17 protein-coding genes are annotated in these 16,861 nt (G+C 64.1%); 2 read left to right on the top strand and 15 right to left on the bottom strand.

The genetic code is table 11. From position 1 onward, the window contains the following. Positions 1-14: 14 nt before the first annotated feature. From JWV26_RS19135 to gspE, 15 genes are all read right to left on the bottom strand, one after another. Positions 15-1,235, bottom strand: coding sequence for an aspartate aminotransferase family protein (locus tag JWV26_RS19135; protein ID WP_017677549.1), 1,221 nt, complete (start codon positions 1,233-1,235; stop codon positions 15-17). A 340-nt stretch (positions 1,236-1,575) separates the two neighbouring features. After that, positions 1,576-2,556 carry a transcriptional regulator ArgR gene (gene argR / locus JWV26_RS19130; RefSeq protein WP_206417583.1) on the bottom strand — a complete coding sequence of 327 codons (981 nt, stop codon included), beginning with the start codon at positions 2,554-2,556 and terminating at the stop codon, positions 1,576-1,578. Positions 2,557-2,611: 55 nt separating this feature from the next. Further along, on the bottom strand, positions 2,612-3,376 hold the full coding sequence (locus tag JWV26_RS19125) for an ABC transporter ATP-binding protein (RefSeq protein WP_074914056.1): 765 nt from the start codon (positions 3,374-3,376) through the stop codon (positions 2,612-2,614). A gap of 28 nt (positions 3,377-3,404) precedes the next feature. Continuing rightward, positions 3,405-4,103 (bottom strand): ABC transporter permease, encoded by a 699-nt coding sequence (locus JWV26_RS19120; protein WP_079784099.1) that lies wholly within the window; start codon positions 4,101-4,103, stop codon positions 3,405-3,407. 10 nt (positions 4,104-4,113) lie between these two features. Next, positions 4,114-4,803 (bottom strand): ABC transporter permease, encoded by a 690-nt coding sequence (locus JWV26_RS19115; RefSeq protein ID WP_072424546.1) that lies wholly within the window; start codon positions 4,801-4,803, stop codon positions 4,114-4,116. Between the two features lie 171 nt (positions 4,804-4,974). Further along, positions 4,975-5,748: an ABC transporter substrate-binding protein gene (locus JWV26_RS19110; RefSeq protein ID WP_079784100.1), complete on the bottom strand. Its 774-nt coding sequence runs from the start codon at positions 5,746-5,748 to the stop codon at positions 4,975-4,977. A gap of 496 nt (positions 5,749-6,244) precedes the next feature. Continuing rightward, positions 6,245-6,766: a type II secretion system protein M gene (locus tag JWV26_RS19105; protein WP_152029969.1), complete on the bottom strand. Its 522-nt coding sequence runs from the start codon at positions 6,764-6,766 to the stop codon at positions 6,245-6,247. 5 nt (positions 6,767-6,771) lie between these two features. Then, positions 6,772-7,911: a type II secretion system protein GspL gene (gene gspL / locus JWV26_RS19100; protein ID WP_206417582.1), complete on the bottom strand. Its 1,140-nt coding sequence runs from the start codon at positions 7,909-7,911 to the stop codon at positions 6,772-6,774. Continuing rightward, positions 7,908-8,879 carry a type II secretion system minor pseudopilin GspK gene (gene gspK, locus JWV26_RS19095; protein ID WP_206417581.1) on the bottom strand — a complete coding sequence of 324 codons (972 nt, stop codon included), beginning with the start codon at positions 8,877-8,879 and terminating at the stop codon, positions 7,908-7,910. Before gspK ends, gspL begins: the two co-directional genes overlap by 4 nt. Next, the gene (gspJ, locus tag JWV26_RS19090) at positions 8,876-9,544 is read right to left on the bottom strand and encodes a type II secretion system minor pseudopilin GspJ (RefSeq protein ID WP_196456160.1); all 669 of its coding nucleotides are present in this window, start codon (positions 9,542-9,544) and stop codon (positions 8,876-8,878) included. Before gspJ ends, gspK begins: the two co-directional genes overlap by 4 nt. Continuing rightward, positions 9,541-9,927: a type II secretion system minor pseudopilin GspI gene (gene gspI / locus JWV26_RS19085; protein ID WP_064494480.1), complete on the bottom strand. Its 387-nt coding sequence runs from the start codon at positions 9,925-9,927 to the stop codon at positions 9,541-9,543. Before gspI ends, gspJ begins: the two co-directional genes overlap by 4 nt. After that, the gene (gene gspH / locus JWV26_RS19080) at positions 9,924-10,487 is read right to left on the bottom strand and encodes a type II secretion system minor pseudopilin GspH (RefSeq protein WP_206417580.1); all 564 of its coding nucleotides are present in this window, start codon (positions 10,485-10,487) and stop codon (positions 9,924-9,926) included. The genes gspI and gspH overlap by 4 nt, the downstream gene beginning before the upstream one ends. A gap of 49 nt (positions 10,488-10,536) precedes the next feature. Continuing rightward, the gene (gene gspG / locus JWV26_RS19075; protein ID WP_017677561.1) at positions 10,537-10,923 is read right to left on the bottom strand and encodes a type II secretion system major pseudopilin GspG; all 387 of its coding nucleotides are present in this window, start codon (positions 10,921-10,923) and stop codon (positions 10,537-10,539) included. 42 nt (positions 10,924-10,965) lie between these two features. Beyond that, positions 10,966-12,183, bottom strand: a complete 1,218-nt coding sequence (xcpS, locus tag JWV26_RS19070; protein ID WP_206417579.1) for a GspF family T2SS innner membrane protein variant XcpS — start codon at positions 12,181-12,183, stop codon at positions 10,966-10,968. Between the two features lie 111 nt (positions 12,184-12,294). After that, entirely contained in the window at positions 12,295-13,782 is a 1,488-nt protein-coding gene (gspE, locus tag JWV26_RS19065) for a type II secretion system ATPase GspE (RefSeq protein WP_206417578.1), read from the bottom strand. 228 nt (positions 13,783-14,010) lie between these two features. Here gspE and JWV26_RS19060 point away from each other — a divergent pair, with 228 nt between their 5' ends. Both JWV26_RS19060 and gspD read left to right on the top strand, forming a co-directional pair. Further along, entirely contained in the window at positions 14,011-14,658 is a 648-nt protein-coding gene (locus JWV26_RS19060) for a type II secretion system protein N (RefSeq protein ID WP_241201231.1), read from the top strand. A gap of 4 nt (positions 14,659-14,662) precedes the next feature. Beyond that, positions 14,663-16,609, top strand: a complete 1,947-nt coding sequence (gene gspD, locus JWV26_RS19055; RefSeq protein ID WP_206417576.1) for a type II secretion system secretin GspD — start codon at positions 14,663-14,665, stop codon at positions 16,607-16,609. Positions 16,610-16,861: the final 252 nt, after the last annotated feature.

The raw sequence follows: 16,861 nt of genomic DNA, 5'->3' as shown, positions 1-16,861 counted from the left end.
AAGTCAGCAGGGACTCAGGCGGCCGTCAGTTTGCTCAGCGCACGCTCGAAACGCGCCAGGCCTTCGTCGATATCGGCATCTTCGACCACCAGGCTCGGAGCGAAACGCACCACATCCGGGCCGGCCTGCAGAATCATCAGACCCTCGGCGGTAGCGGCATCGAGCACCTGCTTGGCCTTGCCCATCCACGCCTCGTTGAGTACGCAGCCGAGCAGCAGGCCCATGCCTCGTACCTGCTCGAACAGACCGTACTGCTTGCCCAGAGCCAACAGGCGCGTCTTGAACTGTTCGCTCTTGGTCTTCACACCGTCCAGGGTCTGGCGGGTGTTGACGATATCCAGCACTGCCTCACCGACCGCACAGGCCAGCGGGTTGCCGCCGTAGGTCGTGCCGTGGGTGCCGGGCGAGAAGTGCTTGGCCAGATCGGTGGTAGTGAGCATCGCCGCGATGGGGAAACCACCGCCCAGGCTCTTGGCGCTGGAGAGAATGTCCGGCACCACGCCGTAATTCATATAGGCGAACAGCTCGCCGGTACGGCCCATGCCGCTTTGTACTTCATCGAACACCAGCAGCGCGTTGTGTGCGTTGCACAGTTCGCGAGCGCCTTGCAGATAGGCCTTTTCGGCCGGCAGCACGCCGCCCTCGCCCTGCACGGGCTCCAGCACCACGGCGCAGGTCTTGTCGGAAATCGCGGCTTTCAGAGCCTCCAGATCGTTGTACGGCACATGGGTGATGCCCTGGATCTTCGGCCCGAAACCGTCGGAGTACTTCGGCTGGCCGCCGACGCTGACGGTGAACAGAGTGCGGCCGTGGAAGCTGTTGGTAGCGGCGATGATCTCGTGCTTTTCCGGGCCGAAGCGGTCATGGGCAACGCGACGCGCCAGCTTGAACGCAGCCTCGTTGGCCTCGGCGCCGGAGTTGCAGAAGAACACGCGCTCGGCGAAGGTCGCTTCGACCAGCTTCTTGCCCAGGCGCAGGGTCGGCTCGTTGGTGAATACGTTGGAGATGTGCCACAGGGTATTGGCCTGCTTGGTCAGCGCCGCGACCAGTGCCGGGTGGCAGTGGCCAAGCACGTTGACGGCAATGCCGCCGGCGAAGTCGATCAGCTCTCGACCACTCTGATCCCAGACTCGCGAACCCAGGCCGCGCACGGGGACGAAGGCAGCAGGGGCGTAGTTGGGGACCATGAACTGATCGAAATCGGCGCGTTGCACCGCATCGTGCTGAACGGACATCAAAGCTCTCCTGATGAGAAATACCGGCCGCAGAGAGGCGACGAAGCGCCCGAAACGACAGGGAATGCAAGGATTGTAGGGACTGAATCGGGGTCGGCATTGTCGCCATGCGACAACTTCTTACAGCGCCACCCCAGGTTTTCCGCGGGTTTTCGTCCAAGCGACAGAAAGCGTCGGAAAGGCGCAGTTTAATCGCAGATCGCCGCCTGGAGCACGCCGCTGGAAAAATTCTCCGCAGGCTGACCGGTCAGTATCGAACCCTGCTATGCATAGCCCGAATAAAGCCGGGACCGACCCGCCCCCCCGGATTTCATCCGGGCTACGGCTCCCACAGAATGGATCAACCGCGCTCGACCGGCGTCGACGTCAACTCGAAGGGGCTGTTGCTGCGGCGCTGGTTACGGTCGTCGCGCGGCGTGGCGCCGAAGAAGTTGCGGTAGGCGCTGGAGAAGTGCGGCCCCGAGGAGAAGCCGCAGGACAGGCCGATCTGGATGATCGACTTGCTGGTCTGCATCAGCAGTTGCCGTGCCTTGTTCAGGCGCAGCTCCAGGTAATACTGGCTGGGCACGCGGTTGAGGTACTGCTTGAAGATGCGTTCGAGCTGACGACGCGACACGCACACGTGCTGGGCGATCTCGTCAGTGGTCAGCGGCTCCTCGATGTTAGCTTCCATCAGCAGCACGGCCTGGGTCAGCTTCGGGTGGCTGGAGCCGAGGCGATTCTGCAGCGGAATGCGCTGACGTTCGCCGCCCTCGCGAATGCGCTCGACCACCAGCTCCTCGCTCACCGCACCGGCCAGCTCGGCGCCGTGATCGCGCGCCAGCACCGCCAACAGCAGATCGAGCACCGCCAGACCACCGCAGGCGGTCAGGCGGTCACGGTCCCAGTCGAACAGATGGCTGGTGGCGATGACCTTGGGGAAGCGCTCGGCGAAATCGTCCTGCCAGCGCCAGTGCACTGCCGCGCGATAACCATCGAGCAAACCGAGCTGAGCCAGCGGATAGACCCCGGCAGACAGCCCGCCGATCAGACAACCGCTGCGCACCTGCTGCTTGAGCGCCGCCGCCAGCCCCGCAGACACCTGCGCTGGCGGCGCATCGGCCAGCAGGAACAGCTTGTCCAACCCTTCCAGGTGCCCGGCCCAGGGCTCGCCCGGTAGACGCCAGTCACCCGCTGCCAGCGGCTCGGCCTGAAGGAACACCAGCTCGTACACCACTTCCGGATGCACGCGCTGGGCGACACGCAGGGCCTCCTCCGCCAGGGACAGGGTCAGGGCCTTGGTGCCGGGCCAGTACAAAAAGCCGATTCGATGGGGAGTCATTAGTGTCTATTCAATGGGTTCAACGCACCAGTTAAGTGCGAAGTCTAGCTTCTTATTATTTGAGACTGCCGGAAAGGAACTGCTGCAGCCGTTCGGATTGCGGATTGACCAGCACTTCCTTCGGGCAACCGCGCTCCTCGACCAATCCCTTGTGCAGGAACACCAGCTGATTCGACACCTCGCGGGCAAAACCCATTTCGTGGGTCACCACCACCATGGTGCGACCTTCGGTGGCCAGGTCCTGCATCACCTTGAGCACCTCACCAACCAGTTCGGGGTCGAGCGCCGAAGTGGGTTCATCGAACAGCATCACCTCCGGCTCCATGGCCAGGGCACGGGCGATGGCCACGCGCTGCTGCTCACCACCACTCATGTGCGCAGGGTAGGCGTCCTTACGGTGCGCGACGCCGACCTTGGCCAGGTAATGTTCAGCCTTGTCGCGGGCTTCGGCCTTGCTTACGCCGAGTACGTGCACCGGCGCCTCCATCACGTTTTCCAGGGCGCTCATGTGCGACCACAGGTTGAAGTGCTGGAACACCATGGCCAGGCGCGAGCGCATGCGCTGCAGCTGTTTGGCATCGGCGGCGCGCAGCGAACCGTCCTTGGCCGGTAGCAGCTTAAGCTCTTCGTTGTTGAGCAGAATCTTGCCGGCATGCGGCTGCTCGAGCAGGTTCAGGCAGCGCAGGAAGGTGCTCTTGCCCGAGCCGCTGGAGCCGATGATGCTGATCACGTCGCCGGCCTTGGCCGCCATCGACACGCCCTTGATCACTTCATGGCTGCCGTAGCGCTTGTGCAGGTCCTGAACTTCGAGTTTGTACATGTTCGGGTTCTCTTCAATCGTCATGGCATCAGGCCTTGCGTGGTGCCAGATAGGCCAGCCAGCGGCGTTCGGCCAGCTTGAACAGGCGCACCATAATGAACGTCAGTGCCAAGTAGAACAGGCCGGCGGTGACGTAGGCCTCGAACGGCAGGTAGTACTGCGAGCTGACGGTCTTGGCCGCACCGGTGATGTCGATAAGGGTCACTACCGAGGCCAGGCTGGTGGTATGCAGCATCATGATCACCTCGTTGCTGTACTGTGGCAGCGCGCGGCGCAACGCCGACGGCAGCAGGATGCGCCGATAGAGCTTGCTGCGCGACATGCCCATGGCCTTGGCCGCCTCGATCTCGCCGGGCGGTGTGGCCTTGAGGCTGCCCGCGAGGATTTCAGCGGTGTAGGCACTGGTATTGATGGCAAAGGCCAGACAGGCGCAGAACGTGGCGCTGGACAGGTAAGGCCACATGAAGCTTTCGCGCACGGCCTCGAACTGGGCCAGGCCGTAGTAAAGCAGGTACAACTGCACCAGCATCGGCGTACCACGGATCACGTAGGTGTAGAGCCATGCCGGGAAGTTGATCAGCTTTTGCCTGGACACCCGCATGATCGCCAGCGGCACAGCCAGCAGCAGGCCCACGGCCAGCGCGATGATCAGCAACTTGAGGGTCACCAGCACGCCGCCGAAGTACAGCGGCAGGCTGTCGAGTACCACGTTGTAATCGAAAAGCATGGTCACTCCCTCAGAGCTCGGCGGCTTTCACGCCGACCGAATAGCGCCGTTCGAGATAGCGCAGCACCAGCAGCGACACACTGGTGATCGCCAGGTACACAGCCGCTGCCAGAAGGATGTAGGTGAAAGGCTCACGGGTCGCATCACCGGCGCTCTTGGCGCGGGCCATCATGTCCTGCAGGCCGACCAGGGAGATCAGCGCGGTGGCCTTGACCAGCACCAGCCAGTTGTTGGTGATACCGGGAATCGCCAGGCGGATCATCTGCGGCACGAGGATGCGCAAGAACACCCGCAGCGGGCTCATGCCATAGGCCAGGCCAGCCTCGCCCTGCCCTTTCGGGATAGCCATGAAGGCGCCACGAAAGGTCTCCGACAAATAGGCGCCGTAAATGAAGCCCAACGTGCCGACACCTGCCACAAACGGATTGATGTCGATGTAATCCTCATGGCCCAGCAACGGGGCGATGCGGTTCACCAGGTCCTGACCGCCGAAGAAGATCAGCAGAATCAGCACCAGCTCAGGAATACCGCGAATCACCGTGGCATAGGTCTCGCCCAGCAGGGCCAGCCATTTCACCGGTGACAGACGAAAAGCCGCACCGAGCAAGCCAAGCGCGACGGCAACTGCCATCGACAGCAGCGCCAACTGCACGGTAAGCCAGGCACCATCGAGAATGGTCGAGCCGTAGCCTTGAAGCATGCGCTAATACCTCTCAGGCACCCCTGGCGCCGCCTAGCACAAAGAAAATTCTGTCGCTCACGCGACGGACCGCAGGTCGAATAGCCGCATTGGTATTCACCGCCCCCGCAGAACCAAGAAAAAAGTGGCACAACCTCAAAAGGTTAGTGCCACTTCATCTATCTGGGACGCTTACTCGCCGTATACGTCGAAGTCGAAGTACTTGTCCTGCACTTGCTTGTACTTGCCGTTGGCGCGGATGGCCAGGATGGCCGCGCTGATCTTGTCGGCCAGCGCCTTGTCACCCTTGCGCACGGCGATGCCCTGGCCTTCGCCGAAGTACTTCACGTCGGTGAAGTCCGGGCCGACGAATGCGAAGCCCTTGCCGCCATCGGTCTTGAGGAAGCCGTCATCGATGTTGACCGAGTCGGCCAGGGTGGCGTCCAGACGGCCGGACTGCATATCCAGGAACACTTCGTTCTGCGAGCTGTAGCGCACGACCTCGGCGCCAGCCGGGGCGAAGATGTCGGTGGCGTAGCGGTCATACACGGACGAACGCTGCACGCCGATCTTCTTGCCTTTCAGGTCGACCAGCGGGTCCTTGATCTCGGTACCGGCCTTCATCGCCAGCTTGGCCGGCGTGGCGTAGTACTTGCCGGTGAAGTCCACGGACTTCTTGCGGTCTTCGGTGATCGACATGGAAGACAGCACGGCGTCGAACTTGCGCACTTTCAGGGCCGGGATCAGGCCGTCGAACTCCTGCTCGATCCACTTGCACTCGACCTTCATCTCTTCGCACAGGGCGTTGCCGATGTCGTAGTCGAAGCCGGCAATCTGGCCATCGGGAGTCTTGAATGCAAAGGGCGGGTAGGCCGCCTCGATGCCGATGCGCAGCGGCTTCTCGGCCATGGCCAGGGGCGACATCAGGGACAGCGCCAGGGCGCCAAGCAGTGCGATCTTCTTCATTCTTTGCTCCTTCGAATTGGGTATGACATCGATGGCAGTGAGGGGCCCGGGCCTTTTATGAATTGTAGAAGGCGGTGCTGCGCTGTCGTGGTGGACGAGCGACAAAGGGGCCTTGGCTGGGTGTGCGGCATTCTAGCGGCAGGCAATGAGGCGATATTTCCTCAATGCGACAACTAATTACAGAAGCACAGGAAGCGCCGGCGGCAGATATTGACAGCCCGCAAAAGGAGTGATCAAGCAGAAAAGGGTAAACAGATATCTACAGCAATACTCAGGCCATAAATCAGCAAAAGCCCGATTCATGGGCCTCACCGCCGGTTTCGCGTGTCATCCAGTGTTGTAAATGGCACCGTATCGGCGCACCAACGTTCCCTAACCGCCCAATCGGGTGCGCGCTGTTACCCGCAAGACCACCACCGCGTAGGGTGCGCCGCGCACACCGAGATGACCCAGCGTGGTAGCGAGCCCCATAAGAAGCCGGTGCGCATGGCGCACCCTACCCGTCTACGCGCAGGCTCAAGCGCGCTATCACGCGATTTTCCTCGGCGCGGTCCAGCCCGGCTTCCTCGATGCGCACCCCCTGCCCCTCCAGCGCTTGAATCCAGCGCAGCAACTGGGCGAATGCCACGGGCTGCAGGTTGACCTGCACCGCGCCAAAGCCCTCGGTATCCAGACGCTCGATCACCAGGCCCTGCTCGGCGGCACTTGCCGTGACCACCCCCTGCAGGCGCGCCGGGTCGAGGCTGGCGCGTGGCTGCAGGTCACGCCCCTGCACCTGTGGCGCACGGCTCTGCATATAGGCGTACAGGGCGCGCTGCTCTTCGAACGCGGCACGCGCAGCCTGAGCCTGACGCTGCACCGGCTGCCACAGCGCCAGATAGAACAGCACCAACAGCAGGAAAACGCTCAGCGCCACGAGTGCCAGACGATCACGTGCCGGCAGCGTTTGCCAGCGTTGCGCCAGCGGCGAGCGCTGCCAGTGCAGTTGCAGGCCTTCGCTCAACCCCGTCCTCGACATGCCCATCATCCTCCTATCACCACGCGGGCACTGACGCCCTCGGCTTCACGGCTGGCCGAGCCCATCTGCACCGACAGGCCGGACTCCTCCAGGCGCTCACGCAAACGCTCCAGCTCGGCAAAACCCGGCGCCTGCAATTGCAACGACAGATCGCCACGGGTCGCGCTGTAATCGAGCTGATTGACCTGCACCAGCGCTGCGCCATCGGCCTGCAGCGCCGCTGCTACTTCGGCCAGCAGGCCCAGCACCGGACTATCGCCGCCCGTGGACTGCGCCAGATGTTGATCGAACTGCGCACGCAGGTTGATCAGCTTGCTGTCCTGAGGAAACAACTCGCGGTACAGCGCCTCGCTGGACGCGGCATAAGCATCGGCTTCACGCTGCAGGTACCAGCCTTGCGCGAAATTGAAGCCCCACTGCAGCACGAGGCACAGTGCCAATACCCCCGCTAGCGGGCGCCAACGCCGCCAACTGTCGCCACCCTGGCGCAGGGCGAACTCCCCCTGAGCCAGATCGACACCGTTGCCCTGACGCACCAGCCATTGATGCGCGTCCTCCAGCAGATGCACCTCATCCACCGGCTCGGGCAGCACCTGCCCGGCTGGCGCACTGGCGACGCATGGCGATGGGCAACGGCCTGCCAGCGCTGGCCAATCCTCACTCTGCAAAGCCAGGCGCCAGGGCGCCTCGCCACCGAGCAACCAGCGCGACTGCAACCAGAGCAGCTGACTGCCCTGGCGTGGCAGCAGATCGGCATCGACGCGAATCGCCTGCGGCGGTTGCGCCGCGCACAGGGCCAGGCACTCGCGCAGCCAGCTGGCGCGCAGCGCATAGACGCGGTGACGGCCATCGGCCAGTTGCTCACCCAGGGCCAGATGCATCAGCTCGACCTCTTCGGCCAGCAGTTCCTCCACCGCGAACGGCAGCGCCTGGCGCATCCAGCGCACCTTCTGCGTCGGCAGTTGCACGGCGCAGGCGGTGACCGCCTCAACCGGCAGCACCAGCTCCCAGTGTGCCGGCAAATCGACCAGAGCCTCGGCCAGACCGAGCGTGCGACTGTCGTCTGCCGTGACGCGCTGCACGGGTAGATCCGCCGAGAGCGCGTGACACGCCTCAGGCGGCAGAAAAATCCATAACGGGTTCATTCTTGTTCTTCCTCGATGGGCCGCGGCGGCATACCGCCCTGCCCCAGATCACGCGCCAGGACACTGACCTGGCCATCATTGCTGCGCTGTAGCAGGCTACGCAATACCACCCGGCGTTCACCCAGGTTCACCTCGCTGAACACCTCGAAATACTGGCTGCCGACCGCCAGCCCCTGTAGCACCTGTTCGCCCAACCCGGCGAGCGCAGGCTGAGCAGCGAAAGCGGCCGGGCTGAGGTACCCCTCGTCACCACGCCCGGCGATCAATGCCAGGGCCGCATCCGGCGTCAGTCCATCGGACAGGCTGGAGAGCACCATCGCGCTGGCGGTGTTGACGTTGAGCAACGCCTCGCTCGGCAGCGCACTGACGAAAGGCCGCAGGCGGCGATAGTCGGCCTCCTCCATCTCCAGCAGCAGGCGCAGTTCGGACACGTCGGTGATCTCGCGATTGGCCGTGCGATAAGCCGGTGTCGCCAGCAGGTACTGGCCGTCCTCGGCGCCATTGCCGCCCTGCAACTCATTGTCGCTATCGAGCCAGTCCAGCAAGCGCTCGGCATAGGGTTTATCGATGCCCAGACGCAACAGCAGGCGGCGCAGGCGCAGCACCGCCAATTCGTTGGGCCGGCCCTGGCGCACCAGGCTGTTGAGGTTGAAACGGCCGTTGGGGTCGACGATGCGTACCCGTAGCTCGCCGCCTTCATCCAGCGGGAACGTCAGCGGCCCGGCCCAAGGTTCCAGCAGGTGATCCACCGGCTGACGCGGATCGCCCCGGCGCAGATCGCGCTCCAGCACCGCCGTGGCCAGCGTCTCGCCCCCCAGGGCGTAGTGCCAGGCCTGGGTCACGTGCAACTGGTTGGCGCTGCTGCGGATCGACAGCTGCTGACGGGCGATCAGCCCGGCACACACCACCGTGACCAAGGCGACCACCAGCAGCACGGTGATCAACGCCACCCCATTCTGCCGCTTCATGACTGCGGCACCTCGTTAGAATCCTCCGGCGGCGCGCCGACAGCGTTCTGCGCCGGCAGATCGGGCAGGCGCAGCAGACGGCGCAGTTCGCCATAGCGGCGATGCTGCAGGCGCAGTTCCACAGCGCGCGGCAGCTCGGTGAGTAGACCGTCGCCAGAGGCATTGGCTGGCGGCCAGTCAGGCTGCCACTGGCCGTCCTTGTCCAGATAACGCAGGCTCAACGACTCGACACCATCGAGCGCCTGCTGGATCTGCGGCGTGCTGTCCTGCGCGCGATCCAGCACGCGCCAGTAACGCCGCTGCCACTGCTCGCCACTGAGCTGCCAACGCACCCGCTGTACTTCGGCACGCGGTTGGCCGAGCGGGTTGCGCCAGCCGACGCGACTCAGCTCCAGCGCCGTGGCATCAGCCAGATCGCCGTGCAGCGCTGGCTGGGCATCACCGAAAGCATCGCGAATCGGCCGTACCGTGACCTGGCGCAGATCACGCTCGAAGGCTGACAGGGCGCGGGTCAACTCGCGCAACTGACGTTCGTGCTCGCGAGTGACGGCATCGGCGCTGAGCACGCTGTCGAGCATGCGGTAGGTGGCCAACCCCAGCAGGGCGAAGATGGCGATGGCGATCAGCAGCTCCAGCAAGGTGAAGCCGCGCTGCGGACGAGTCACTGCGGCGCCCCCAGGAAACCGCTGAGCGTGACCTGCGCCCGCTCACGCAGATCGCCCCTGGCGCCCCGCTCTTCGGCGGCGACCCACAGCGTCACGCGGCGCATGGCCGGCTCGCTGGTGGCCTGAATTTCACTCTGCCACGACCAGCGACGGCCGGCGAACTCCACCTGGCCCTGGTCGCGGCCATCAGCCGGTGGCGTGTCAGCCAGCTGCAGCTCGGTCAGTCGGTTGTCCGCCACCCACATGGCCAGGGTCTTGTTCTCAAGCTGGCTGGCCGTGCGCACGCTGCGTGCGCTGGCAGTCAGTACGCTGGCGGCAATCAGGGCGAAGATGGCCAGGGCCACCAGCACTTCGAGCAGGGTAAAGCCGCGCGCTGATCTCATCTGGCGCGCCCCATGCCCAGCTCCTCGACACGCGGCAGACCGAAGCCATCGCTGGACAGTTGCAGACGCAGGCCGTCACGACGGCGTTCGGCCAGGCGCAGACGGAAGGGCGTCATCTCACCGCTGGAAAGGATCAGCAACTGCGGTGCATCAGCACTGGCCTCGCCCCCGAGAGTCAAGGCCTCGCCTTCCACTTCGCCCTCCACCTCAAGCGTCACTTCGGCCCACTCCGGCAGGCGATGAGACTGACGATCCAGCGCCTGCCATTCGCCGCGCTGCGGGTCGTAGCGCAGCACCCGGTAACCATCGCGGGTAAAGCTCAAGCCATATTCACGATTGTCCAGCACCGCCTCGTCGACCAGCACACCGATCAACCCACCTAGGCGCTCGGCCTCGCTGCGCAATTCGCGCGCCGGCCCGGCGATGCCGGTGCTGAACACCGCCAGGCCGATCAGGCTGCCGAGAATGACCAGTACCACCAGCAGCTCGATCAGGGTGAAGCCACGCTGCGCCTTAAACGTAGGAGCGAGCTCTGCTCGCGAAGGTTTTCTGCGACGCATGCTTCGCTCGCGACGCTCGCTCCCACAGGCGAACGACGGCATGGTCGAGTCAGAGATCCCAGTTGCCGATATCGGCGTTCAGGTCACTGCCACCCTGCTTGCCATCGGCCCCCAGCGAATAGAGGTCGAAGGCACCCTTGGTGCCGGGGGCCAGGTATTGATAAGGGTTGCCCCAGGGGTCGATGGGCAGGCGCTTGAGGTAGCCGTCCTTGTTCCAGTTCTTCGCTTGTGGGTTACCGCTCGGCTTGCTCACCAGCGCCTCCAGACCCTGTTGGGTGCTGGGGTAGTTGTGGTTGTCGAGCTTGTACATGTCCAGCGCCGCGCCGATGGCGCGGATGTCGTTTTGCGCGGCGGTGACCTTGGCCTGATCGGGCCGACTCATCACCTGCGGCACCACCAGTGCCGCCAGAATGCCCAGAATCACCACCACGACCATAATTTCGATGAGCGTGAAGCCCGCCTGAGATTTTCTCACCTGCTATCCCACCATTTGGTTCAAAGAAAGAATCGGCAGCAGGATGGCCAGTACGATCACCAGCACCACTGCCCCCATGAATACCAGCATGAACGGCTCGAACAAGCCGACCAGCAGAGCGATCTGTGCGCCGAGGTCGTTCTCCTGATTCTTTGCCGTGCGCGCCAACATCTGATCCAGCTCACCGGAGCGTTCGCCGCTGGCGATCATATGCAACATCATCGGCGGGAACTGGCCGGTGGCCTCCAGCGAGCGGGTCAGGCTGCCACCTTCGCGCACCTTCTGCGCCGCCACCAGCACCTCGCCACGGATCCCCCGGTTACCGATCACCTCGCCGGCAATCGCCAGCGCCTCCACCAGCGGCACACCACTACGGGTAAGGATCGCCAGGGTCGAGGCAAAACGCGCGCAATCGGTGGCACGGCCCAGTCGCCCCACCAGCGGTATGCGCAGCAGAAATCGATGCCAGCGCAGCCTGAACGCCTCGTCACGCAGGGCTGCACGCAAGGCGACGACCGCCAGTATCAGCGCCACCAGGGCAACCAGCCCCCAGGCCTTGACCCAATCGCTCAGGGCAATCAGCCCGCGCGTCAGCGCCGGCAGGGTCTGCCCCGAGTCGACGAACACCTTGACCACGTCCGGCACCACGTAGCCGAGCAGAAAGCCGACAATCAGCAAGGAGGCGCACATCAGGATCACCGGATAGAGCAACGCCAGTTGCACCTTCTGCCGCGACTGCTGGCGCTGTTCGGTGTAGTCGGCCAATTGCTCCAGCACCGGACCAAGGTGCCCGGCATGCTCACCCGCTGCCACCGTGGCGCGGTACAGCTCGGGAAAAGCAGCGGGGAACTCCTTCAGGCTGCCGGCCAGGCTGTGACCTTCCAGCACGCGGGCGCGCACCGCCAGGAGCATGCCCTGGATACGCGAACTGGTGGATTGCGCAGCGGCGGCGCGCAGCGCTTCTTCGATGGGCAGCGCCGCCTGGATCAGCGTCGCCAACTGGCGAGTGACCAGCGCCAGGTCGCGCGCCGACAGGCCACGTACAAAACCCAGGCGCGCCTGCCCGCTGTCCTGCTCGCGGCTGCGCGTGGCCTTGACCTCCAGCGGCGCCAGCTGGCGCTCGCGCAGCAGTTGGCGCACCTGGCGCGCGCTGTCGGCTTCCAGCACGCCCTTCTGCTGGCGGCCGCGCCCGTCGAGGGCGATATATTCAAAGGCAGCCATCGGCAAATCGCTCCGGTTGTTCCCGTAGGAACGGCTGGGCGGCATTCCGTTTCAGTCGCGATCTGCCCCGACCCACGGCTGAAGTCGCACCTAAAAACATCCCACTTGCCATCATTCCTCTCGCGTCACGCGCAGCACTTCCTCGACCGTGGTCACCCCTTCCAACACCTTGCGCCGGCCATCGTCACGGATGCTCGGGCCCAGAGTGCGGGCGTGGCGGGTCATGTCTTGCTCGGAAGCGCGGCTATGCACCAGAGTGCGCATGGTTTCATCGAAGACCACCAGTTCGTAGATGCCGGTACGTCCACGATAGCCCTGTTGATGGCAATGGGCGCAACCACTGGCGTGGTAAAGCGTCGGCGGCGAACTGGCCGGCACACCGAGCAGCGCGCATTCGGCCTCATCGGCCGCATAGGGTTCCTTGCACGACGGACAGAGCACCCGCACCAGGCGCTGGGCCAGCACGCCAAGCAGCGATGACGACAGCAAAAAGGGCTCAACGCCCATGTCCACCAGACGGGTAATGGCACCAATGGCGCTGTTGGTGTGCAGCGTCGACAGCACCAGGTGGCCGGTCAGCGAAGCCTGCACGGCGATCTCGGCGGTTTCCTTGTCACGGATCTCGCCGACCATCACCACGTCGGGGTCCTGGCGCAGGATGGCGCGCAGACCGCGGGCGAAGGTCATGTCCACCTTGGTATTGACCTGAGTCTGGCCGATGCCTTCGAGGTGGTACTCGATGGGGTCTTCGACGGTGAGGATGTTGCGCGTGTGGTCGTTGAGGCTGACCAGGCTGGCGTACAGCGTGGTGGTCTTGCCCGAGCCGGTGGGGCCGGTGACCAGCAGGATGCCGTGCGGCTTACGCACCGTCTCTTCCATGAGCTTGCGGTCCTCGGCGCGCATGCCCAGGTGCTGCAGAGACAGGCGCCCGGCCTGTTTGTCGAGCAGACGCAGCACCACCCGCTCACCGTTGGCCGAGGGCAATGTGGACACGCGAATGTCCACCTCTCGCCCGCCGACCTTGAGCGAGATGCGACCGTCCTGAGGCACGCGCTTTTCGGCGATGTCCAGTCGCGCCATGACCTTCACCCGCGAGACCAGCAGCGCCGCCAGCTCGCGCTTGGGCTCGAGCACCTCACGGAGGATGCCGTCGACGCGAAAGCGCACTACCAGGCGCTTCTCGAAGGTTTCAAGGTGAATGTCGGAGGCGTTTTCCTTGATCGCTTCACCCAGGATGGCGTTGATCAGGCGGATGATCGGCGCGTCGTCCTCTTGCTCCAGCAGGTCTTCGGTTTCCGGCACCTGATCGGCCAGCGAGGCCAGATCGAAACTGCCGCCGATGTCCTCGGCCAATTGCATCGATGCTGAATCGTGTTGATAGGCCGCACCCAGCACCTGGGCGAACTCAGGCGCACTCAATACCTGCAGCGGCAGGCGGCGCCCGGCGAAGCGCTGCGCCTCGGCCAGCGCCACCGGGTCACAATCGGCGCGATGGGCCAGGCTGGCGCGCTCATCCTGCATCACGAACACCACACCGTGACGCTTGGCAAAGCTGAAGGGCAGACGGCGCAGCGGAATTTCGAGCAACGAAGTGTTCATGCGTGGCCTTAGAACAGAACCTTATACGGGTAGCACAGCCTAATCTGACTGTTTGACCCAATGGCTACCTCTAGGACGGTCTTTTTGTGCGTTTATTCAACTATCTTTAACACATCGTCTGTAACTGTACACCCACCCTATTTGGGGGATGCCAACCTCGCGCAGGCTGCTATGATCAGCGCGCGACGCCCAGCACATAAGAAGAACTAGACTGTCGTTTGCGGAGTAATGCTTTTGCCCACCTCGGCCCTTTCCCAGCGGATCAAGGACAATGCCCCGAGCCTGATCGGTATGCTCGTGCTGATTGCCCTGAGCGTGAGTCTGGCCTGGCAGAGTGCCGAATTGCTGCGCCTGGTGCGTGGCCCCGTACAGCAACCGCTCAGTCAGACTGCGCCAAATCTGCAACAGCGCGCACAGGCGCCCATCGCCCAGTTGTTCGGCAGCCCGCGCGAGGCCGACAGCGGCCCACCACCGGCCACCAACCTGCAACTGACTCTGCTCGGCAGCTTCGTTCACAGTGACCCGCAACGCTCCAGTGCGGTGGTTCAGCGCCAGGGCCAGAGCGCCCAGCGTTATGCCGTCGGCATGGAGGTGGACAGCGGCGTACGCTTGGATGCCGTCTATGCCGACCGCGTCGAACTGCTGCGCAACGGCCGCCGCGAAAGCCTGGCCTTCCCTCGTCAGCAGAGTGGCCAGTACAGCGTCTATACGCCAGCGGAAGAAACGATCAACGACCCCGTCGAACAACTCGATCAACTCGACCAGAACAACCTCGAACAACTGCGCCAGCGCATGCAAGACCTGCGCGAACAGATGGAAGCCTCTGGCACCCTGCCAGAGGAAACGCCCGCCGATCAGCTCATGGAAAGCGACTGAACCGATGCATGTTCTCCGAAGCAGACTGACCCTCGCCCTCCTCGCCGCCGGCCTGGCCGCTGCCCCTTTGCCCTTGCTCGCCCAGATCGAGCAGGTGCCGGCCAGCGCCAATCAGCAGGAAGAAAGCTGGACCATCAATCTCAAGGGCGCCGACATCCGCGAGTTCATCGATCAGGTCGCCGCCATCACCGGGCAGACCTTCGTCGTCGACCCGCGTGTGAAAGGCCAGGTCAACGTGATCTCCAGCACGCCGTTGGGGCTGTCCGAGGTCTATCAACTGTTTCTCTCGGTGATGGCCACCCACGGTTTCAGCGTGCTGACCCAGGGCGATCAGGCGCGCATCGTGCCCAACGCCGAGGCCAAGGCCGAAGCCGATGCCGGCCGTCCGGCGCCGGATCGCCTGGAAACCCGCCTGATCCAGGTGCAGCACGCGCCAGTCGCCGAGCTGATCCCGCTGATTCGTCCGCTGGTACCGCAATATGGCCACCTGGCTGCCGTCACCTCGTCCAACGCGCTGATCATCAGCGACCGCAGCGCCAACATCGAACGCATCGAAGACCTGATGCGCCAGCTCGACCGCAGCGGCGCGCAGGACTTCAGCGTTGTGACCCTGCAGCACGCCTGGGTGATGGATGCCGCCGAAGTGCTCAATACCGCCATCGCCCGCGGCCAGGCCAAGGGCACCAGCGCCACCCAGGTGGTGGCCGACGCCCGCACCAACCGCCTGATTCTACTCGGCCCGCCGGACGCCCGCGCCAAACTGGCCGACCTTGCCCGCTCGCTGGACAGCCCCACCAGCCGCTCGGCCAATACGCGAGTGATCCGCCTGCGCCACAACGATGCCAAGTCCCTGGCCGAAACCCTCGGCGACATCTCCGAAGGCCTGAAGAACCAGGAAAGCAGCGAAACCACCGGCAGACAGTCGAATATCCTCATCCGCGCCGACGAGAGTCTCAACGCCCTGGTGCTACTGGCCGAGCCCGATCTGGTCGCCACCCTCGAAGATATCGTGCGTCAGCTCGACGTACCGCGCGCCCAGGTGATGGTCGAAGCGGCCATCGTCGAGGTCTCCGGCGACATCACCGACGCCCTCGGCGTGCAGTGGGCCGTGGATGCTCGTGGCGGCAGGGGCGGCCTGGGCGGGGTCAACTTCGCCGGCACCGGCCTGTCGGTGGGCAGCGTGCTGCAGATCCTGCAAAGTGACGAAATACCGGAAGACCTCACGCTGCCCGACGGCGCCATCATCGGCATCGGCAGTGATCGTTTCGGCGCACTGATCACCGCACTCTCGGCCAACAGCAAGAGCAACCTGCTGTCCACGCCGAGCCTGCTGACCCTGGACAACCAGAAAGCGGAAATCCTCGTCGGGCAGAACGTGCCCTTCCAGACCGGTACCTACACCACCGACGCCTCCGGCGCCGGCAACCCCTTCACCACCATCGAACGCCAGGACATCGGCGTGACCCTCAAGGTCACGCCAAGCATCAACGAAGGCGCCACCCTGCGCCTGGAGATCGAGCAGGAAATCTCCTCCATCGCCCCCAGCACCGGGCTCAACGCCCAGGCGGTCGACCTGGTGACCAACAAGCGCTCGATCAAGAGCACCATCCTCGCCGACGACGGTCAGGTGATCGTGCTTGGCGGGCTGATTCAGGACGACGTCACCCAGGCCATCTCCAAGGTACCACTGCTGGGCGACATTCCTTTGCTCGGCGGGCTGTTCCGCTCCACCCGCGAATCCCATATCAAACGCAACCTGATGGTCTTCCTGCGGCCGACCATCGTCCGCGATGGCGCCGGTCTGGCTGCACTGTCAGGCAAGAAGTACAGCGACATTCGCATCATTGGCAACGGCGGCCCGGATAACGGCCGCCCCAGCATCCTGCCCAGCACCCCCAGCCAGCTGTTCGACGGCCAGGGAGCACCGGCGGTGGATTTGCGGCAGCAATGATAGGGCGTCATCTCGTGGGCGGGTGTAATCCGCCGCAATGGTGATGGCGGGTTGCTCCCGCCTCACGTATTGAATCGTGGAGCACCGCAAACCATGGGAGGCGCTTTAGCGGCGACAAGCTCTACAGCAGTCGCGGCTAAAGCCCCTCCCACAGAGTTGTAGCGCGCCTGTCTCCCCTCTCCCGTTTACGGGAGAGGGGCCGGGGGAGAGGGCTGGATCGATGTGCCTCTGTAGAGCGAGCTCTGCTCGCAA

The organism is Ectopseudomonas toyotomiensis (assembly GCF_017167985.1).
Classification (GTDB): Bacteria; Pseudomonadota; Gammaproteobacteria; order Pseudomonadales; family Pseudomonadaceae; genus Aquipseudomonas; species Aquipseudomonas toyotomiensis.
This window is presented reverse-complemented; position numbering and strand designations above follow the sequence as displayed.